This is a genomic window from Myxococcus sp. MISCRS1 (genome assembly GCF_026626605.1).
GTDB lineage: Bacteria > Myxococcota > Myxococcia > Myxococcales > Myxococcaceae > Myxococcus > Myxococcus fulvus.
In genome coordinates this window covers 8,706,000-8,721,346 of sequence record NZ_JAPNKB010000001.1, presented here as the reverse complement: position 1 = coordinate 8,721,346, position 15,347 = coordinate 8,706,000, and the positions used below count along the sequence as shown (strand labels likewise).

At 70.0% G+C, this 15,347-nt stretch carries 14 protein-coding genes; 3 read left to right on the top strand and 11 right to left on the bottom strand.

Going from position 1 to position 15,347, the window contains the following annotated elements; all coding sequences use genetic code 11:
- Nucleotides 1–14: 14 nt before the first annotated feature.
- Entirely contained in the window at nt 15–1,601 is a 1,587-nt protein-coding gene (locus OWM54_RS35030) for a hypothetical protein (RefSeq protein WP_267700254.1), read from the bottom strand.
- A 185-nt stretch (nt 1,602–1,786) separates the two neighbouring features.
- Between OWM54_RS35030 and OWM54_RS35025 the strand changes: the two genes are divergently transcribed.
- Nucleotides 1,787–2,107, top strand: a complete 321-nt coding sequence (locus OWM54_RS35025) for an FHA domain-containing protein (protein WP_223745693.1) — start codon at nt 1,787–1,789, stop codon at nt 2,105–2,107.
- A gap of 22 nt (nt 2,108–2,129) precedes the next feature.
- Here the strand turns inward: OWM54_RS35025 and OWM54_RS35020 are convergent, their stop codons facing one another.
- From OWM54_RS35020 to OWM54_RS34990, 7 genes are all read right to left on the bottom strand, one after another.
- Nucleotides 2,130–2,915 (bottom strand): endonuclease/exonuclease/phosphatase family protein, encoded by a 786-nt coding sequence (locus OWM54_RS35020; protein WP_267700253.1) that lies wholly within the window; start codon nt 2,913–2,915, stop codon nt 2,130–2,132.
- A gap of 92 nt (nt 2,916–3,007) precedes the next feature.
- Nucleotides 3,008–3,658, bottom strand: a complete 651-nt coding sequence (locus OWM54_RS35015; RefSeq protein WP_267700251.1) for a DUF1826 domain-containing protein — start codon at nt 3,656–3,658, stop codon at nt 3,008–3,010.
- Nucleotides 3,658–4,902, bottom strand: coding sequence for a zinc metallochaperone GTPase ZigA (gene zigA, locus OWM54_RS35010; RefSeq protein ID WP_223745690.1), 1,245 nt, complete (start codon nt 4,900–4,902; stop codon nt 3,658–3,660). Before zigA ends, OWM54_RS35015 begins: the two co-directional genes overlap by 1 nt.
- A complete protein-coding gene (gene rpmG / locus OWM54_RS35005) occupies nt 4,899–5,063 on the bottom strand; it encodes a 50S ribosomal protein L33 (protein WP_046714983.1) in 165 nt (54 codons plus the stop codon). The genes zigA and rpmG overlap by 4 nt, the downstream gene beginning before the upstream one ends.
- Nucleotides 5,064–5,160: 97 nt before the next feature.
- Entirely contained in the window at nt 5,161–5,568 is a 408-nt protein-coding gene (locus tag OWM54_RS35000; RefSeq protein WP_267700249.1) for a hypothetical protein, read from the bottom strand.
- A gap of 62 nt (nt 5,569–5,630) precedes the next feature.
- Nucleotides 5,631–7,052, bottom strand: a complete 1,422-nt coding sequence (locus OWM54_RS34995; RefSeq protein WP_141329971.1) for a sigma-54-dependent transcriptional regulator — start codon at nt 7,050–7,052, stop codon at nt 5,631–5,633.
- The gene (locus OWM54_RS34990) at nt 7,049–8,557 is read right to left on the bottom strand and encodes a HAMP domain-containing sensor histidine kinase (RefSeq protein ID WP_223745687.1); all 1,509 of its coding nucleotides are present in this window, start codon (nt 8,555–8,557) and stop codon (nt 7,049–7,051) included. Before OWM54_RS34990 ends, OWM54_RS34995 begins: the two co-directional genes overlap by 4 nt.
- A 233-nt stretch (nt 8,558–8,790) precedes the next feature.
- Here OWM54_RS34990 and OWM54_RS34985 point away from each other — a divergent pair, with 233 nt between their 5' ends.
- Nucleotides 8,791–10,533 (top strand): SulP family inorganic anion transporter, encoded by a 1,743-nt coding sequence (locus OWM54_RS34985; RefSeq protein ID WP_267700248.1) that lies wholly within the window; start codon nt 8,791–8,793, stop codon nt 10,531–10,533.
- 156 nt (nt 10,534–10,689) lie between these two features.
- On the top strand, nt 10,690–13,434 hold the full coding sequence (locus tag OWM54_RS34980) for a YncE family protein (protein WP_267700247.1): 2,745 nt from the start codon (nt 10,690–10,692) through the stop codon (nt 13,432–13,434).
- Between the two features lie 3 nt (nt 13,435–13,437).
- Here OWM54_RS34980 and OWM54_RS34975 read toward each other — a convergent pair whose 3' ends face one another.
- The 3 genes from OWM54_RS34975 to OWM54_RS34965 form a co-directional block, all read right to left on the bottom strand.
- Entirely contained in the window at nt 13,438–14,859 is a 1,422-nt protein-coding gene (locus OWM54_RS34975; protein WP_267700246.1) for a hypothetical protein, read from the bottom strand.
- Nucleotides 14,860–14,969: 110 nt separating this feature from the next.
- Nucleotides 14,970–15,113 (bottom strand): hypothetical protein, encoded by a 144-nt coding sequence (locus OWM54_RS34970; protein WP_267700245.1) that lies wholly within the window; start codon nt 15,111–15,113, stop codon nt 14,970–14,972.
- A gap of 58 nt (nt 15,114–15,171) precedes the next feature.
- Nucleotides 15,172–15,345, bottom strand: coding sequence for a hypothetical protein (locus OWM54_RS34965; protein WP_267700243.1), 174 nt, complete (start codon nt 15,343–15,345; stop codon nt 15,172–15,174).
- Between the last annotated feature and the right edge of the window lie 2 nt (nt 15,346–15,347).

The window sequence follows — 15,347 nt, the reverse complement described above, 5'->3', positions numbered from 1 at the left end:
CCCCCGCCCGCGCGTCATTCCATGGCGCCGTGGCGCCGGTACTCGTCGATGCTCGGCGGGTACTCGGTCCAGAACATCAGGGTTCCGCTGTGCTTCATCAGCGTCTCCTGCTTGCCTCGCGCGTCCGCATCGGAGACCGCGAGCGAGACGCCGAGGGAGATATTCGGCTCCGCCGCGCCGAGGAGGTCCGCCAACGGGAGCGTGAGCGTCATCTCGTATCCCCGAGGACGCTTGCGCCAGGTGCCCTGGATGGCGGGAAAGGGGGTGTTCGCCTCTCCCGTCCAGTCACGCGCCTCGACCTTTCCTCCCGCCGCGAGCAGGAGGCCCAGCTTGAGCTCGGAGAACGCTCCAGGCGTGCGCATCCGGTGCACGGTGAACTCCACATGGTCCGAGTGCACACCGGTACCGGTGCCCAGAGGAACAACCCTGTCATCGTGCACCTCCACGTGGAGGGCGAGCGCCCCACCCACGCGCGCCAGCCGCCAGGCGAAAGCCAGGTCCTCCGCGTCCTTCCAACCCGCGAGCCCCCAGGTGATATGGGCGGGCGTATAGGCCTGGGCCGTGGGGGCCAACGCGAGCGCGGCCTCCGTGGACTGCGCCGACCGCACGGGGTACGGCCTGATTCCGTCGACCACCGCGCCCACGGTGTCACTGAACACCATGTAGCCCGGCCGGCTGCGGGAGAGCGTCTCCATGTGCTCCATCGAGCCGCGGGCGCCGACAGGTCCCGACAAGGCGTACGCGGTGGATGACACCTGGACCTCGACCCCGTCCTCGTCGAACCCGAGCGACTGGAGGTCGTCCCCCCTCACCAGGAGGCCACAGAAAGGTCCCTTGAGGCCGGCCTCCGCCGGTGGGGAGGCGTCCTCGGTATCGGCCTCGGACGAGGGCTCGACGCCGGAGAGCAGCAGGAAACAGGTCCCGTCCCGACAGGCATGGTCCACGGGATTGAAGCGCAGGTCCTCGCGGCACAGGGCGCGAGCCCGAGCGAGGAGCGCGTCATCCACGGGCAGGGACCTGGGAGGTTTCGGGTCGACTGGCGCCTTCCCACGCCGCGCCGCGGGCTTCGTCCACTTCGGCGTTCGAAGGGGGGCCGCGATGAATCGCGAGCCATCCGACGCGACCTTCAGGACCTGGCGGGATACGGCGGTCGGGTCCAATGCATTGGCGGGGATGCTGAAGGGCTCATTCCTGCTCGTGGTGACGACCTCGACATGCCCCGCGTCGATGAAGCGCAGGGAGCTCGGGGACCACGCGTCGAGGTCATGTGCCGCCCCCAGGAATCTCCCCTCCCGGTCCGACATGACCATCTGCTGGCTCGTGCAGAGTCCGTAGAAGCAGGGCCCCATGCTCTGGACCACGCGCCAAAGACAGAGGCGACCTTCGCAGGCGATCCGCTTCTGCGTATCCAACCCGTAGTACGCGCCACCTTCGGGCGTCTCGACCAGGACCGCACCCTTGTCGAACCAAGGCTCGGTGGGAGCGGCCAGGGCCGTCGTGCTCCCGAGCCACAGCCCGAGCGCCAGGGCTCGGCCAGGGTGCCGTCGCATCCGAGGCGCCCGGGACGGAGAGGATGCGGCGCGGTGGACTCGGTCGTTCATGGATTCCTCTTCATGCACCATGGGTTTGCAGACGGCATGCCTCGTCTTCCGACTGGAGGGACACACGGGCCCGCGACATGGCGCGTCGAGAACGCGGCTCCAGGACCACAAGGAGAGGGCCGCCAGCCACGGGGCGCTCCGCCCCTGACTGAAGGCTTCCCAGGAGTTCCTCTACAATCCCTCACATGAGCCAGATTGCCGTGCACATCGAGGACACCCGGACCGGGCAGGTGGAGACACGCCACGTCGACAACCTGGAAGCGCGCTGCTCCCGGGAGACGGGCATCGTCATCGGCTCCGCCGAGGACTGTGACATCGTGCTCGCGTCACCCGAGGTCTGCGCACACCATGCCCGGTGGTATCCCGGCGGCTACCACCGCTTCGTCCTGCTCCTCGACGAGGACGCGGTGATCAACAACTCCCGAGGCGACCCGTACCGCGGCGGGGAGACGCTGCGTGTCGACCATCGCCCCTTCCAGATCGGCCCCTTCATCATCAGCATCTAGCGCGGAACGGACTGGCCTTGCCTCACGCCCGCCGCAGCGTCGCGACCAGGGGTAGGTGGTCCGAGGGCTCCTGCTCCGAGGGCAGCGGCGTCAGGTCATCGATGACCGGCGGAGCAACGGGGCGGGCGCTCAGGCCCCGTGAGTGGAAGATGAAGTCGATGGCCTTGGCCTCGCCATTCGCGTTGCACGTGGGCGCGTGCTGGCCCTGGAAAGCGTCTTCCAGCCCCGCCTCGGTGAACGCGCGAACCAGCGGCTCGCCGGGGCGCGCATTGAAGTCACCGCAAGCCACCCACAGCGCGCCTGGGTCCGCCTGGACGACCTCCCCGAGCAGCTCCGTGGCCTGCTGCATCCCCTGGTGCAGCGCCACCGGCCTGTCGGGCCGGTCCCATCGCAGGTGCGTACACGCCACGCGCAAGCGGTCCTGCCCCACCGCGAAGTCGACGACCAGCGCCAGGTGCCCCGAGACGCGCCCGTCCTCCAGCACGTCCTTGAAGTAGTGGGCCCGGTGCCCCACGTAGCGCTCCCCGCGATGGAACACCGCGCAACCGTCGGGCTTGCCTTGCTGCTTCAACGCCAGCACACCGGAGTACCCGTGCGAGGACAGGGACCGCTGGAGCGCGTCGAAGGTGGAGGCCTCCACCTCCTGGAGACAGACGATGTCCGCGTCCAGCGACAGGATGCGTCGGGCCAGGGCCTCCTGTCGCCTTCGCGGCTCGAAGAGGTGCGCGGGCGTGTTCGGAAACCACTCCTCGCGGATGTAGGAATCCGCGAGGAGGTTGTACGAGGCCACCCGAAGTCCCCACGCCATCGGCAACTCCTTTGACGCCCCCGCCTCGGGCCGGGTGCAGGTGCCCACCCCTCGGAGGACAGGGCCCGCCCGTTATCGCAGGCCATGCCCTTTCAGTCGACGGCGTCGATGGAGAGCATGATGCGCCGCTGCCCTGACACGAGCGCCGGGGAGCGGTGGACGACACCGTTCCCCGCGTTCCCGGGCCACGACTCTCCCTTCAACAACGCCACGTCGAAGCGCTCCAATCGCTGCACGCGCCCGCCCGCGCGGAGCACCTCGCCCTTCGGCCCCAGCCCCTCTCGCAGCGCGTCCGCGTTCTCCAGCCACTCGGTGGCGGGGCCCGCGTAGGTGCAGAGCAACCGCACGCCGACCCGGTCCACGTGGAAGCGCGGACACATCTCCCGCTCCAACGTGGTGAGCCGCACGCCCAGCCACCGGCACTCGAGGAGGTCCGCGTACACCTGGCAGAGCTGGCGCAGGTCCTCACACCAGGCCTCGCGCTCCTCCACCCCCGACAGCTCCGCGAGTGTCCCTCGGAAGTCCAGGCGTCTTGCATCCACGCGCTCGACGACGTGGAGGGTGTGCCGGGCACAGACAGTCCCCAACCACCGGCTGAGCTCGGAGCCCAGGCCCCGGCGCCACACGCAGAGGTTGAGACCCTCGCGATAGATTTCCGTCAGCTCCGAGGGCTGCCAGACGAGGACGTGCGAGGCGGACCATGACTCGGGAGCGCGTGACTCCCACCGCGAGGCGGGCTCCATCAGGCGCTCCGCTCCTCGGCGGCCGCGTCCTCGTCGCGCACCACCTCCCACGCCGGGAAGGGGTCTTCCAGCGCAGACCATCCGGAAGGGCCCAGCGCGAGCTCCGCGGGCGTCAAGAGACACGCCTCGAGTTGCCCCAGGACCTCCTCGGGGTCCGCATCCCGGGTGATGAAGACCAGCTCCTGACGCCGGTCCCCATACGGCCCCGTCATCTCGCGCTCGAGCTCCGCCTGGGCCTCGGGCTCCTCCGGCCACTCCTCGCGAGGCACCGCGGCCCACCACAGGCCCGCGGGCTCGAAGCTGCACGCGCCACCGGCCTGGGCCCACACGCCCGTGATGTCCATCCGGGTGGCGAGCCAGAAGAACCCCTTGCTGCGCAGCACGCCCTTCCAGCTCCCATGGATGAAGTCCCAGAAGCGCTGGGGATGCAGCGGCACGCGGCCGCGGAAGACGAAGCTGCGGATGCCGTACGTCTCGGACTCCGGCACGTGCTCGCCGCGAAGCTCCTTGAGCCACCCCGGAGCACGACTCGCGCGCTCGAAGTCGAAGCGCCGGGTATCGAGCACCTCCGCGAGCGGCACCCTGCCCCGCTCCGCCAGCACCTGCCGCGCCTCCGGGTTGAGCCTGCGCAGAATCTCGCCCAGCTCCTCCAACTGGGAGGAGGAGACCAGGTCCGTCTTGTTCAGCACCAGCACGTCCGCGAACTCCACCTGCTCCACCAGCAGGTCCACCACCGTCCGCTCATCCTCGTCGGCGATGGCGAGGCCACACTCGGCCAGCCCCTGCGAGCCCTCCCAGTCGCGCAGGAAGTTGAGCGCATCCACCACCGTCACCAGCGTGTCCAGCCTCGCCACGTCGGACAGGCTGCGGCCGGACTCGTCGGCGAAGGTGAAGGTCTCCGCCACCGGCAGCGGCTCGGAGATGCCGGTGGACTCGATGAGCAGGTAGTCGAAGCGCTCCTCACGGGCCAGCCGCCCCACCTCCTCGAGCAGGTCCTCCCGGAGCGTGCAGCAGATGCAGCCGTTGGACAGCTCCACCAGCTTCTCGTCCACCCGGCTGAGCGAGGCGCCGCCCTGCACGAGCCGCGCGTCGATGTTCACCTCGCTCATGTCATTGACGATGACGGCGACGCGCAGACCCTCACGGTTGTTGAGGATGTGATTGAGCAGGGTCGTCTTCCCCGCGCCGAGGAAACCGGAGAGGACGGTGGTGGGAAGGCGGCGCTTCACGGCGGGCTCGCTCATGGCTTGCCCTCCACGAACAGCACATGCTTGCGCACGCGAGGGTCGTACTTCTTGAGCTGGAGCTTGTCCTGCGACTTCCGCTTGTTCTTCGTCGTCGTGTAGAAGTAGCCGGTCTTCGCGGTCGACACGAGATGGACGATGGTCCGATTGCCCTTGGGCATGATGAATCCATTGAGAGAGAGGAATTGAAGGAAACGCGCGCGACGAGGCGCTGGGCGCCATGGCCCAGGCCCGCGACACGAGACGGACTGCGACGGCTCAGCGACCGGGCGGAGAGCCCTTCGGTGCGAGCGCCAGCAACGGAACTCCGGAGCCATTCCCCACGGACTCCTCGAGCGTGAGGAGCGGCCGCGACGACGGGACCGTCAGCAGGAGTCCAGCAGGCAGGAACACCGCCTGACGCGCCTGTGCCCAGGCCAGGGCACACCGCGCATGCGAATCTCCATCCTCCTCGCCATCCGTGAGCGCGACCTCGGCCCCGGGCCCCTGTCGCACGGCGGACGCGAGGAGCCCCGCGTCGTCCAACTCCTCGAACGCCCGATGCTCGGCGCAGTAGCGGTGCGCGTGCTCGTCCGAATGGAGCACCCCCACCAGCGGCAACGTCAGCCACAACACCGCGAGGGTGGCCGCGCAGGCGCGCGCTGGAAGGGACAGGGGGCGGAGCATCGGACGCTTACGTAACTCGATTGCAAAAACCAATCAAGCCCGTCGTCCCTCCGTCCCCGGCGCTACTTGAACTCCGCGGGCGACAGGCCGTGCCTTCGCAACAGCTCGTAGAAGTCCGTCCGGTTGCGGCTCGCGGTGCGCGCGGCCGCGGCCACGTTGCCCTTCGAGCGGCGGAGCACCTCGGACAGGTAGCGCCGCTCGAAGCGGTCTCTCGCCTCGCGCAGCGTGGGCAGCTCCCCTTCCGCGCTCAGCCAGTCCTGCTCCTCCTCGCGAGCGGCGTCCGCTGGCGCGCGGGAGGACGTCGGCGGGTCGAACATGCGCGCCACGTGCTCGAAGCGGATGTCGTCCTCGGGCGCCAGCAGCACCAGCGCCTCCATGGCGTTCACCAGCTCGCGGACGTTGCCCGGCCACGAGTGCGAGCGCAAGAGGTCCATCACCTCCGGCGCCAGCCGGGGCAGCCGCAGCCCATTGCGCGCGGCGGCCTGCTCCAGGTGCCGCGTGGCGAGAATCGGGATGTCCTCCAGCCGCTCACGCAGCGGAGGCATCACGATGGGGAGCACCGCGAGCCGGTAGTAGAGGTCCTCGCGGAAGCGCTTCGCCTCGACCTCCTCGCGCAGGTCGCGGTTGGTCGCCGCCACGATGCGAACGTCGGCCTCCTCCTCCACCGTGCTGCCCACCCGCGCGAAGCGCCGCTCCTGGAGCACGCGCAGCAGCTTCACCTGGACCCGGAGCGCCGCCTCGCCAATCTCGTCGAGGAACAACGTCCCGCCGCGCGCCGCGCCGAACAACCCCTCGCGCGTCTGCGTGGCCCCGGTGAAGGCACCCTTCACGTGGCCGAACAGCTCGCTCTCCAGAAGCTCCGGCGGCAGCGCCCCGCAGTTGACCGCGACGAACGGCCCGCTCGCGCGCCGCGACAGCGCATGGACCTGCCGCGCCGCCAGCTCCTTGCCCGTGCCGGACTCGCCCAGGATGAGCACCGTCGCCTCGGACGGGGCCACCCGCGCGATGCGGTCCCTCACCTCGGCGATGGCGGAGCTGGTGCCCAGCAGTCGCTCGGGCGTGGTGCCCGCGACGATGCGGCGCAGGTCGGCCAGCTCCCGCCGCAAGTCACTGCGCTCCGTCGCGTGCAACAGCTTCTGGACCAGCTCGTGGTCCTGGAAGGGCTTGGTGAGGAAGCCATACGCGCCCCGCTGCATCGCCTCCACGGCCGTCTCGATGGTGCCGTGCGCGGTGAGGATGACGACGGGCAGGTCCGGCGAGCGGGCCCGCATCTGTCCCATCACCTCCAGCCCATCCGCCCCCTCCAGCCGGAGGTCGAGCACGACGGCGTCCACCTCCTCCTGCTCGAGCAGCTCCAGCCCGCGGGCCGCCGTGAGCGCGGTGGTGACCTTCATCCCACGCGCTTCCAGTCTCAACGAGATGAGCTCACACAGCTCCGCGTCGTCGTCCACCACCAACACATGTCCACCGCGGGGGTGCTTCATCCTTCCATCCTCTTGGACATCGCTTCCGTCGCCACCGGGGCGGGTGCTCCCAACCCCAGCGGGAACACCAGCACGAACCGCGCGCCGGGGTTCGCGTTCTCCAGCACCAGCACATCACCGCCCAGCGCCCGCATCATCCGCTGCGCCAGGGGCAACCCCAACCCCAACCCATCCGCGGCGGCGGCGCCCACCGCGCGGGTGAAGAAGGGCTCGAAGACCCGCGGACGCACGTCGTCGGGCACGCCGGGGCCTTCATCCCGCACCTCGATCCGCGCCCACGTCCCGGGCTGGCCATCCGGCCCCCGGGGCATGAGCGTGCGGGTGACGTAGACAGTCTGACCGGGCGCGGAGACGCGCACACCATTCGTCATCAGGCTCACCAACGAGCGCTCCACCAGCGCGGCATCCAGCGAGGCCGGAGGCGTCGTGCCCTCGGCCTGGAGCACCAGCTTCGTACCGCGTTCCTCCGCCAGCTCGTTGACCTCCTCGACGGCGCGCGCGATGACGTCATCCAACCGACACCCCTCGTCCCGGCGCACGGCCTTGCCCGCCTGGACCCGGGTCAAATCCAACAGCGCGGTGACCAGCCGGATCTCGCGCTCGCACGCCACCTGCGCCAGCGCCACCACGCGCTGCTGCTGCGCCGTCAAGGGGCCCGCGGTGCCGTCCGCCAACAGACCGATGGCCGTGCGCAGCCGCGCCAGCGGCGTGCGCAGGTCATGAGAGGCGGAGGCGACGAAGGCGTCCTTGAGCTGGTCGAGCTCCGACAGCCGGCCCCGCATGCGGTCCAGGTCCGCCCACAGCGCGCGAATCTCACTGGGCCCGGAGACCGCGGGCAGCGGCGCGAAGTTGCCGTCCCCCACCCGGTGCGCCAGCGCGGACAACTGCCCCAGCGGGCGCGTCACCCCTTGAGCCACCCACCGCGCCACCGCCCACGCCGCCACCACCGCCATGGCCCCCAGGATGAGCCCCACCGCGATGGCGGACGAGCCGATGTCGTGCGCCCGCATCTCGCGCTGACGGATGGCCGAGTGCAGCGCGAGCGTGGTGTTGATCCACGCGTCGGTGAGCTGCTCCGCCAGGTGCAGGCGCTGGTTGCGCAGCGCCGCGTTCTGCAGCCGCTCGCACGTGTCGCCCTGGAGGATGTGGCTTGCGTAGTTCTTGAAGCCCTCGGCCGCGCGCAGGAGCAACGGCTGTGTGGCGGCGCCGTGACGCTTCAGGAGGGCGTCCAGGTGGGTGAGCCGTTGCCCGAGCGTCGCCGCGGCAGCGGGCACCTCCTGGGGACTGTGCTCACAAGCGAACAGGCCCTGACGGGCGGCCACCTCCACGGCCCAGGCGGCCTGATGGACGGCCTCCTCCTTGATGACTCCGCCGAGCTGCTCCTCACGGACCTCCGTGAGCAGGGACGTCATCCGGACGATGGCCACCCCCGAGAAGGCAGCCGCGCCCAGCAGCGCGGCGGTCATGAGTGCGTGGGAGATGAGCAGTCGGTGAGCGAGTCGCATGAGGCCGATTCATACGCATGTGAGGGCGCGCTTGTTCCGGAAGTCTCACTACCGAGCTGACGAGCGTCGCGCAGCAATTTCGAGCGGGTGTTCCCTCGTGAATCTTCCTGTCGGTTCCGACAGACAGGTGTCGGCCGACAGGTGACGACGAAGCGTCGGCCTCGGCCGACAGTTGAATCAGCATTCAGAGGGGAGAGGCCGTCGGCACGGTCCATGTAGATGGCCCGGGCATCATGGTCGAGACTCCTACGCTCAAGACGCCCCGTGGATGGACCGCAGGTCCGAAGCGGTTGTGGACGGACTGGAAGCAGATGGTGTCACGCCGGACGCTCCCGGGTGACGCGAGCGCCGCTCTGACAGTGGCGTGTGTCGCGCTTCCTTTGAATCTGGCGCTGGCGGTGGCCTCGGGGCTACCTCCCGAGGTCGGCCTCATCAGCGGCGCCGTCGCCGGTGTCGTCGCGGCGATGCTCGGCGGAGGCCGGCTCCAGGTGACGGGCCCCGAGGCCGCGCTCGTGCCCACCGTGCTGCTCATCTCCATGAAGCACGGCGTGGCGGGCGTCATCGTGGCCACGCTCGCGTGCGGCGCGCTCCAGGTGGTGCTCGGCCTGTCCCGCGCGGGCAGGCTCGCGCAGTTCATGCCCTCCGAGGTCACCCGTGGCTTCACCGCCGGCATCGGGTTGTTGCTGCTCGACGGTCAGCTTCCCCGGCTGCTCGGCGCGGTGACGGAGGGCACGTCCTCCGCGCGCGCGCTGGTGCTCCCCTCCACGTGGTCCACCTGGTCCGTGCACGGCGCCTCCGTGGTGGTGGGCGTGCTGGTGGTGGCCTGCATGCTCCTCATGCCCAAACTGCACCGCTCCATTCCCGCGGTGCTGGTGGGGCTGGTGGTCGCCACCGCGGCGTCCAGCCTGGGTGTGCTCTCCGAGGGCCTGGCGCGCGTCGGCGCGCTGCCCACGGGCCTGCCCATGCCGGTGATGCCCTCCTTCGCGGGGCTGGACTTCCAGGCGCTCCTGCCGGACATCCTGGCGCTGACGGTGCTGGCGTCGTTGGGCTCGCTCCTGTCCGCGCGGGCGCTGGACCAGCTGCCCGGGCTGGAGAACCACCGGACCGACGGAGACCAGGAGCTGGTGGCGCAGGGCTTCGCCAACGCGACGTCGGCGATGTTCGGCGGCATGCCGGTGATGGGCGCCATCGTCCGCTCGTCCGTGTCCGTCCAGGCGGGGGGCCGCACTCGCGCCGCCTCCGTGCTGCACGCGGTGATGCTGCTGGGCGCCTGCATCCTGGCCGGCTCGTTGGTCGCGCTGATTCCGATGGCCGCGCTCGCCGCCATCCTGCTCGTCGTCGCCACGCGGCTGTTGGACTTGCGCGGGCTGCGCGCGCTGATGCGGCAGAACGCGGGCAAGGGGGCGGTGTCCGTCGCGACCGCGCTGCTCATCGCCACGGTGGGCTTCCTGCCGGGCCTGGTCGCGGGCGTGCTGCTGTCGCTGGCGTGGGGCTTCTTCTCGCGGCCCAGGGCCCATGTGCGCAGCCTGCTGCTGCGCCCCGATGGCCGCCCGCTCTTCCGCCCGCTCGGCGCCGAGGGGCAGGACACCTACGCGCGGCCTCCGGTGCAGTTGCTGCGCGTGCGCGGCGACCTGGATGTGCGCTCCTGCGCCAACGTGAGCGCGGCGCTGCAGGCTCCGCCCTGGCCGGACTTCCTGGTGCTGGACCTCTCCGAGGTGAAGTTCATGGACGCGGCGGGGCTTCGCACCCTGCGCGAGCTGTCCGATGCGCTGGCCGTCCGCAGGGGCCGGGTGCTGGTGGCGGGCGCGCGCAACGGCGTCGCCAAGATGATGGAGACGGACGGGACGTGGTCGGACACCAGTCCGCACTCGATGATGGCGACGATGGAGGACGTGCTGGAACACATCCAACAGGAGAGCACCCAGCAGGCCCCCGCGAAGGTGACGAACACCTCGGGGGCACCGCAGCCCACCTGAGCCACGTCGCCACCTGCCCCCCAGGTGGCGCCCCCTCCCCACAGCGCGCGTCAGCGGTTCATGCTAAAGACTCATCCAATTACGGATAGTCAGATTTAGCAGTCATCGCTGAATTCTCCACCCACGCGCGAACGAGGGTGTCGCGCGGGAGGCTCCATGCCCTGTGTCCGAGAGGTGCGGCTCTCGTTGTTGCTGTGCGTGGTGCTGGTGGCGGGCGCTGCGCGGGCCCAGTCACCGAGCACCTTCGTGAACTGGGAGCACCCCCACGTCCACCCGCTGGAGCTGACGCCGGACGGCACGCGCCTGCTCGCGGTGAACACGGCGGACAACCGGCTCATGGTGTTCTCCGTGACGGGCGGGGCGCCGGTGCTCACGGCCTCCATCCCGGTGGGCCTGGACCCCGTGTCCGTGCGCGCCCGGAGCAACACCGAGGCGTGGGTCGTCAACCACGTCTCCGACAGCGTCAGCATCGTGGACCTCACCACGCTCAACGTCAGGGCCACCCTCCCCACGGATGACGAGCCCGCGGACGTCATCTTCGCGGGCTCACCGCAGCGCGCGTTCATCTCCTGCTCGCAGGTGAACCGCGTGCTGGTGCTGGACCCCGCCAATCCCCTCGCCACGCCCACGCGGCTCGCGCTGCAAGGAGAAGAGCCTCGCGCGCTCGCCACCAACGCGGCGGGCACCCACGTCTACGTCGCCTTCTTCGAGTCCGGCAATCGCAGCACGGTGCTCGGCGGTGGCAACGCGATGGGCGGCGGCGGCTTCCCACCCAACGTGGTGAGCAGCGGGCTGGGCCCCTACGGCGGCGTCAACCCGCCCCCCAACGCCGGCAACGCGTTCAACCCGCCCAGGCGCAGCGGCACGCCCGCGCCTCCTCCCGTGGCGCTCATCGTGAAGAAGAACGCCAGCGGCCAGTGGATGGACGACAACAGCCGTGACTGGACGAGCGTCGTCTCGGGAAGCAACGCGTCCGCGTCCGGACGTCGCCCGGGCTGGGATCTGCCGGACCGGGACGTGGCCATCATCAACGCGTCCACGCTGGCCGTCACGTACGCCAGCGGGGCGATGAACCTGAACATGGCGCTGGCGGTCCACCCGGGCGGCCACGTCGTCGTGGTGGGCACGGACGCGGTGAACGAGGTCCGCTTCGAGCCCAACCTCAAGGGCCGCTTCCTGCGCGTGCTCGCCGCCGCGTTCGACCCGACCAATCCCTCCGTCGTCTCCCGCTTCGACCTCAATCCGCACCTGACGTACACCACGGGCACGGTGCCCCTGGCGACGCGGCGGCTCGCGCTGGGAGACCCGCGAGGGCTCGCCTGGAACACGGACGGCAGCCGCGTCTACATCACCGGCATGGGCTCCAACAACGTCGCCGTCATGGACGACGCGGGCGGAAGAATCACCCAGGTGACGGTCGGCGAGGGCCCCACGGGCGTGGTGCTCTCCGGGACGCGGCTCTACGTGCTCAACAAGTTCGCCGCGAGCATCTCCCTGGTGGACACCACCTCGAACGTCGAGGTCGCGCGGGTGCCGTTCTTCGACCCCTCCCCCGGCGCCATCAAGGTCGGCCGCAGGCACCTCTACGACACGCACACGGGCTCGGGCCTGGGACACGTGTCGTGCGCGTCGTGCCACATCGACGGCCGGCTCGACCGGCTCGCGTGGGATTTGGGAGACCCCGCCGGCGAGATGAAGGCCGTCACCGGGCAGAACCTGGGCATGGGCATCCCCGGGCTCACGTCGAACTTCCAGCCGTGGCACGCCATGAAGGGCCCGATGACGACGCAGACGCTCCAGGACCTCATCGGCAAGGAGCCTCTGCACTGGCGCGGAGACCGCGCGGGCATCGAGGAGTTCAACGGCGCCTTCACCAGCCTCCAGGGAGACGACACCCAGCTCACCGTCATCGAGATGCAGCAGTTCGAGGACTTCCTCGCGACGCTCACCTTCCCGCCCAATCCCTTCCGGAACCTCGACAACTCGCTGCCCACGAGCCTGCCTTTGCCCGGACACTTCACCACGGGGCGCTTCGGCGCCGCGGGACAGCCGCTGCCCAACGGGAACGCGGTCAACGGTCTGCGCATCTACCGGCCGCCGCGCCTGCTGGACTCGGGCGTCTTCGCCTGCTCGACGTGCCACACCCTGCCCACGGGCCTGGGCGCGGACGTGCGCTGGAACGGGAGCCAGTTCCTGCCCGTCAACGCGGGCCCCAACGGCGAGCGTCACACGGGGCTCGTCTCCGTGGATGGCTTCACCAACGTGACGATGAAGATTTCACAACTGCGAAACCTCTACGAGAAGGTGGGCATGGAGTTCACCCAGACGTCGAACCTGGCGGGCTTCGGCTTCTCGCATGACGGCAGCGTGGACTCGATTGCCCGCTTCATCACCGAGCCGGTGTTCACGCTCCAGAGCGACCAGGAGGTCGCGGACATGGTGGCGTTCATGCTCGCGTTCTCGGGCTCGGACCTGCCCAAGGGCACCACGACGACGGTCGCGGAGCCGCCCGGGCCGGACAGCAAGGACACCCACGCGGCGGTGGGCAGGCAGGTGACGCTGACCACGGCGAGCCCCACGCCCGCGCAAGCCGGCACCCTGGCCTCGTTCCAGGCCCTCGCCGACAGCGGCAAGGTGGGGCTGGTGGCGAAGGGCAACCAGGGCGGCATCGCGCGCGGCGCGACCTATGTGGGCGGGGGTCTGTTCCAGGCCGACCGCGCGGCGGAGACCGTCACCGCCGCGCAGCTCCAGACGATGGCGCTGCCCGGCAACGAGCTGACCTTCACGGTGGTGCCCAAGGGCTCGGAGGTGCGCATCGGCATCGACCGGGACCTGGACGGCGTCTTCGACCGCGATGAGCTGGACCGGGGGACCCGGCCCGATGACCCGCTGAGCCGATAGCGCTCACAGGGACTCGGCCGCCACTCCCGGAGGACACGAGAACGACGCCGGCACGGACCAGAGCTGCTCCAGGCCGGTGTCATCCGTGGCGGGGAAGAACACGCGGCCGCCCGCGCGCACGAAGGGCTCGGGCCCCAGTCCGAGCACCACCGGGACGGTGACCTTCGCGAGCTGTCCCGTCGTCGCCGTCGTGCCTCGCGTGAACCAGGGCCTGTTGGCCGTGCCGTCCGGCGAGCCGGTGAAGAGGACGGCCCCCGTCCCCGTGGCGAACACGGGGGAATAGGACGTGTCATTGCGGTGCAGCGAGCGGAAGAGCTCGCGAGTCCCCGTCGCCGTGCCGTTCGTCACCCAGAGCCGCACGTCGTCGGGCACGGGGCTCAGGCCGTTGAGGCAGACCGAGAAGTAGAGCGAGTCACCGGAGGCCGCGGTCCGCAGCACCGCGGGGAGCTGGTCGGGATTGTCGCGCGGCAAGGTGGTGACGAGTGTCCTGCCACCGCCCCCCAGGGAGAGGCTGTAGAGCCGCGCCGACTGGGCCACGTACACCTTCGAGCCCAGCCCGCCCACCAGACGGACGCGTTGACCGAACGTGTCCAATCGCAGCGTGCCCGCGGCCGTGCCATTCGTCTTCCAGACCTCGTCGTTCGGCCCGTCCCGGAGCACGAACAAGCCCTGGTCCCCTGCCCGCCCCACCTGCTGGATGCTCACGGTTCCCGCATCCAACTGCTTGAGGGACATGGTCCCCGCCTGGGTGCCATCCGTGCGCCACAGCGTCGTGGCGCCGCCCTGCGAGCGGAAGAACAACAGCGCATCTCCGACGCGCAGGGTCTGGTCGAAGTAGAGCCCGAGGACACCGGGGAGTTTCGCGAGCAGCACCGTCCCCGCGCTCGTCCCATCCGAGCTCCACAGCGCCGGACCTCCCGAGGCGCCCAGGTGGAAGAAGACCAGTCGGCCATGGAGGGCCGTCACGGCGCGCAGCGCGGGGCCGTTGACGTCCGGCGTGAAGGCCTTGATGAAGCGGGTTCCAGTCGACGTCCCATCACTGGTCCAGAGGTGGACCATTCCCGTCGCCGAGTCGGCGAGCTGGAAGAAGAGCGTGTTGCCCACCGCCGCCGGAGTGCCCTCGGCGAAGACGCCCGCGGGGAAGCTCCGCACCTGCACGGTGCCGGCTTCGGTGCCATCACTGCGCCACAATCCCGTGCCACCTCCAGGCGCGGCGAGCGCGAAGTAGAGCATCCCCTGGACGTCGGTGAGTCCTTCCAGGTGGGTGTTGACGGATGCTCCCGGAGGATTGACCACCCGCGTCCTCGACGCGGCGCCTGGCGGACAGGCCTGGGCCGTCACCGCATGGGATTCCATCGCGAGGCCCCCGCAGCCCGAGGCCAGCAAAGCCAACCACACCAGGGCACCACCATTCCTGACACGCATGACCGCTCCTTCCAAACGCAGCGGCGGAAGGTAGGGAGCGAGAGGGTGCCCCTCAAGTGGGCACGAAAGCGCGAGACCACGTCGCGGTGGGATTCCGAGCAGTCAGTCCCTCAGGACGAGGCGCCCCAGCGGTCGCGGTACGTCCGCCAGAGTTCGCCGCCCATGCTCTCGCGCTGAACGGGGACATCGGGCGAGGAGGAGAATCCACCGCGGGCATCGAGCCTGCTGAGCACGTGGATCATGATGCCCCGCATGTCGCCGTCCTCGAGGGGAAACACACCGCCACCGTAGGACGCGAGGTCGGCCCGCGGGTCATGGAGGAGCTGCCGCAAGCCCAGGAGCAGCCAGGGCAAGTCTCCCGAGGCCTATGGTCTCGATGTCGCTGTCGAGCTCACCGAGGTCTTCCGGCACTTCGTTGTGGTCGACGAAGCAGGTCAGGGTGACCTGGCCCAGGTGGTAGCGAAGCATGGCGGTGCAGACCTTCATGG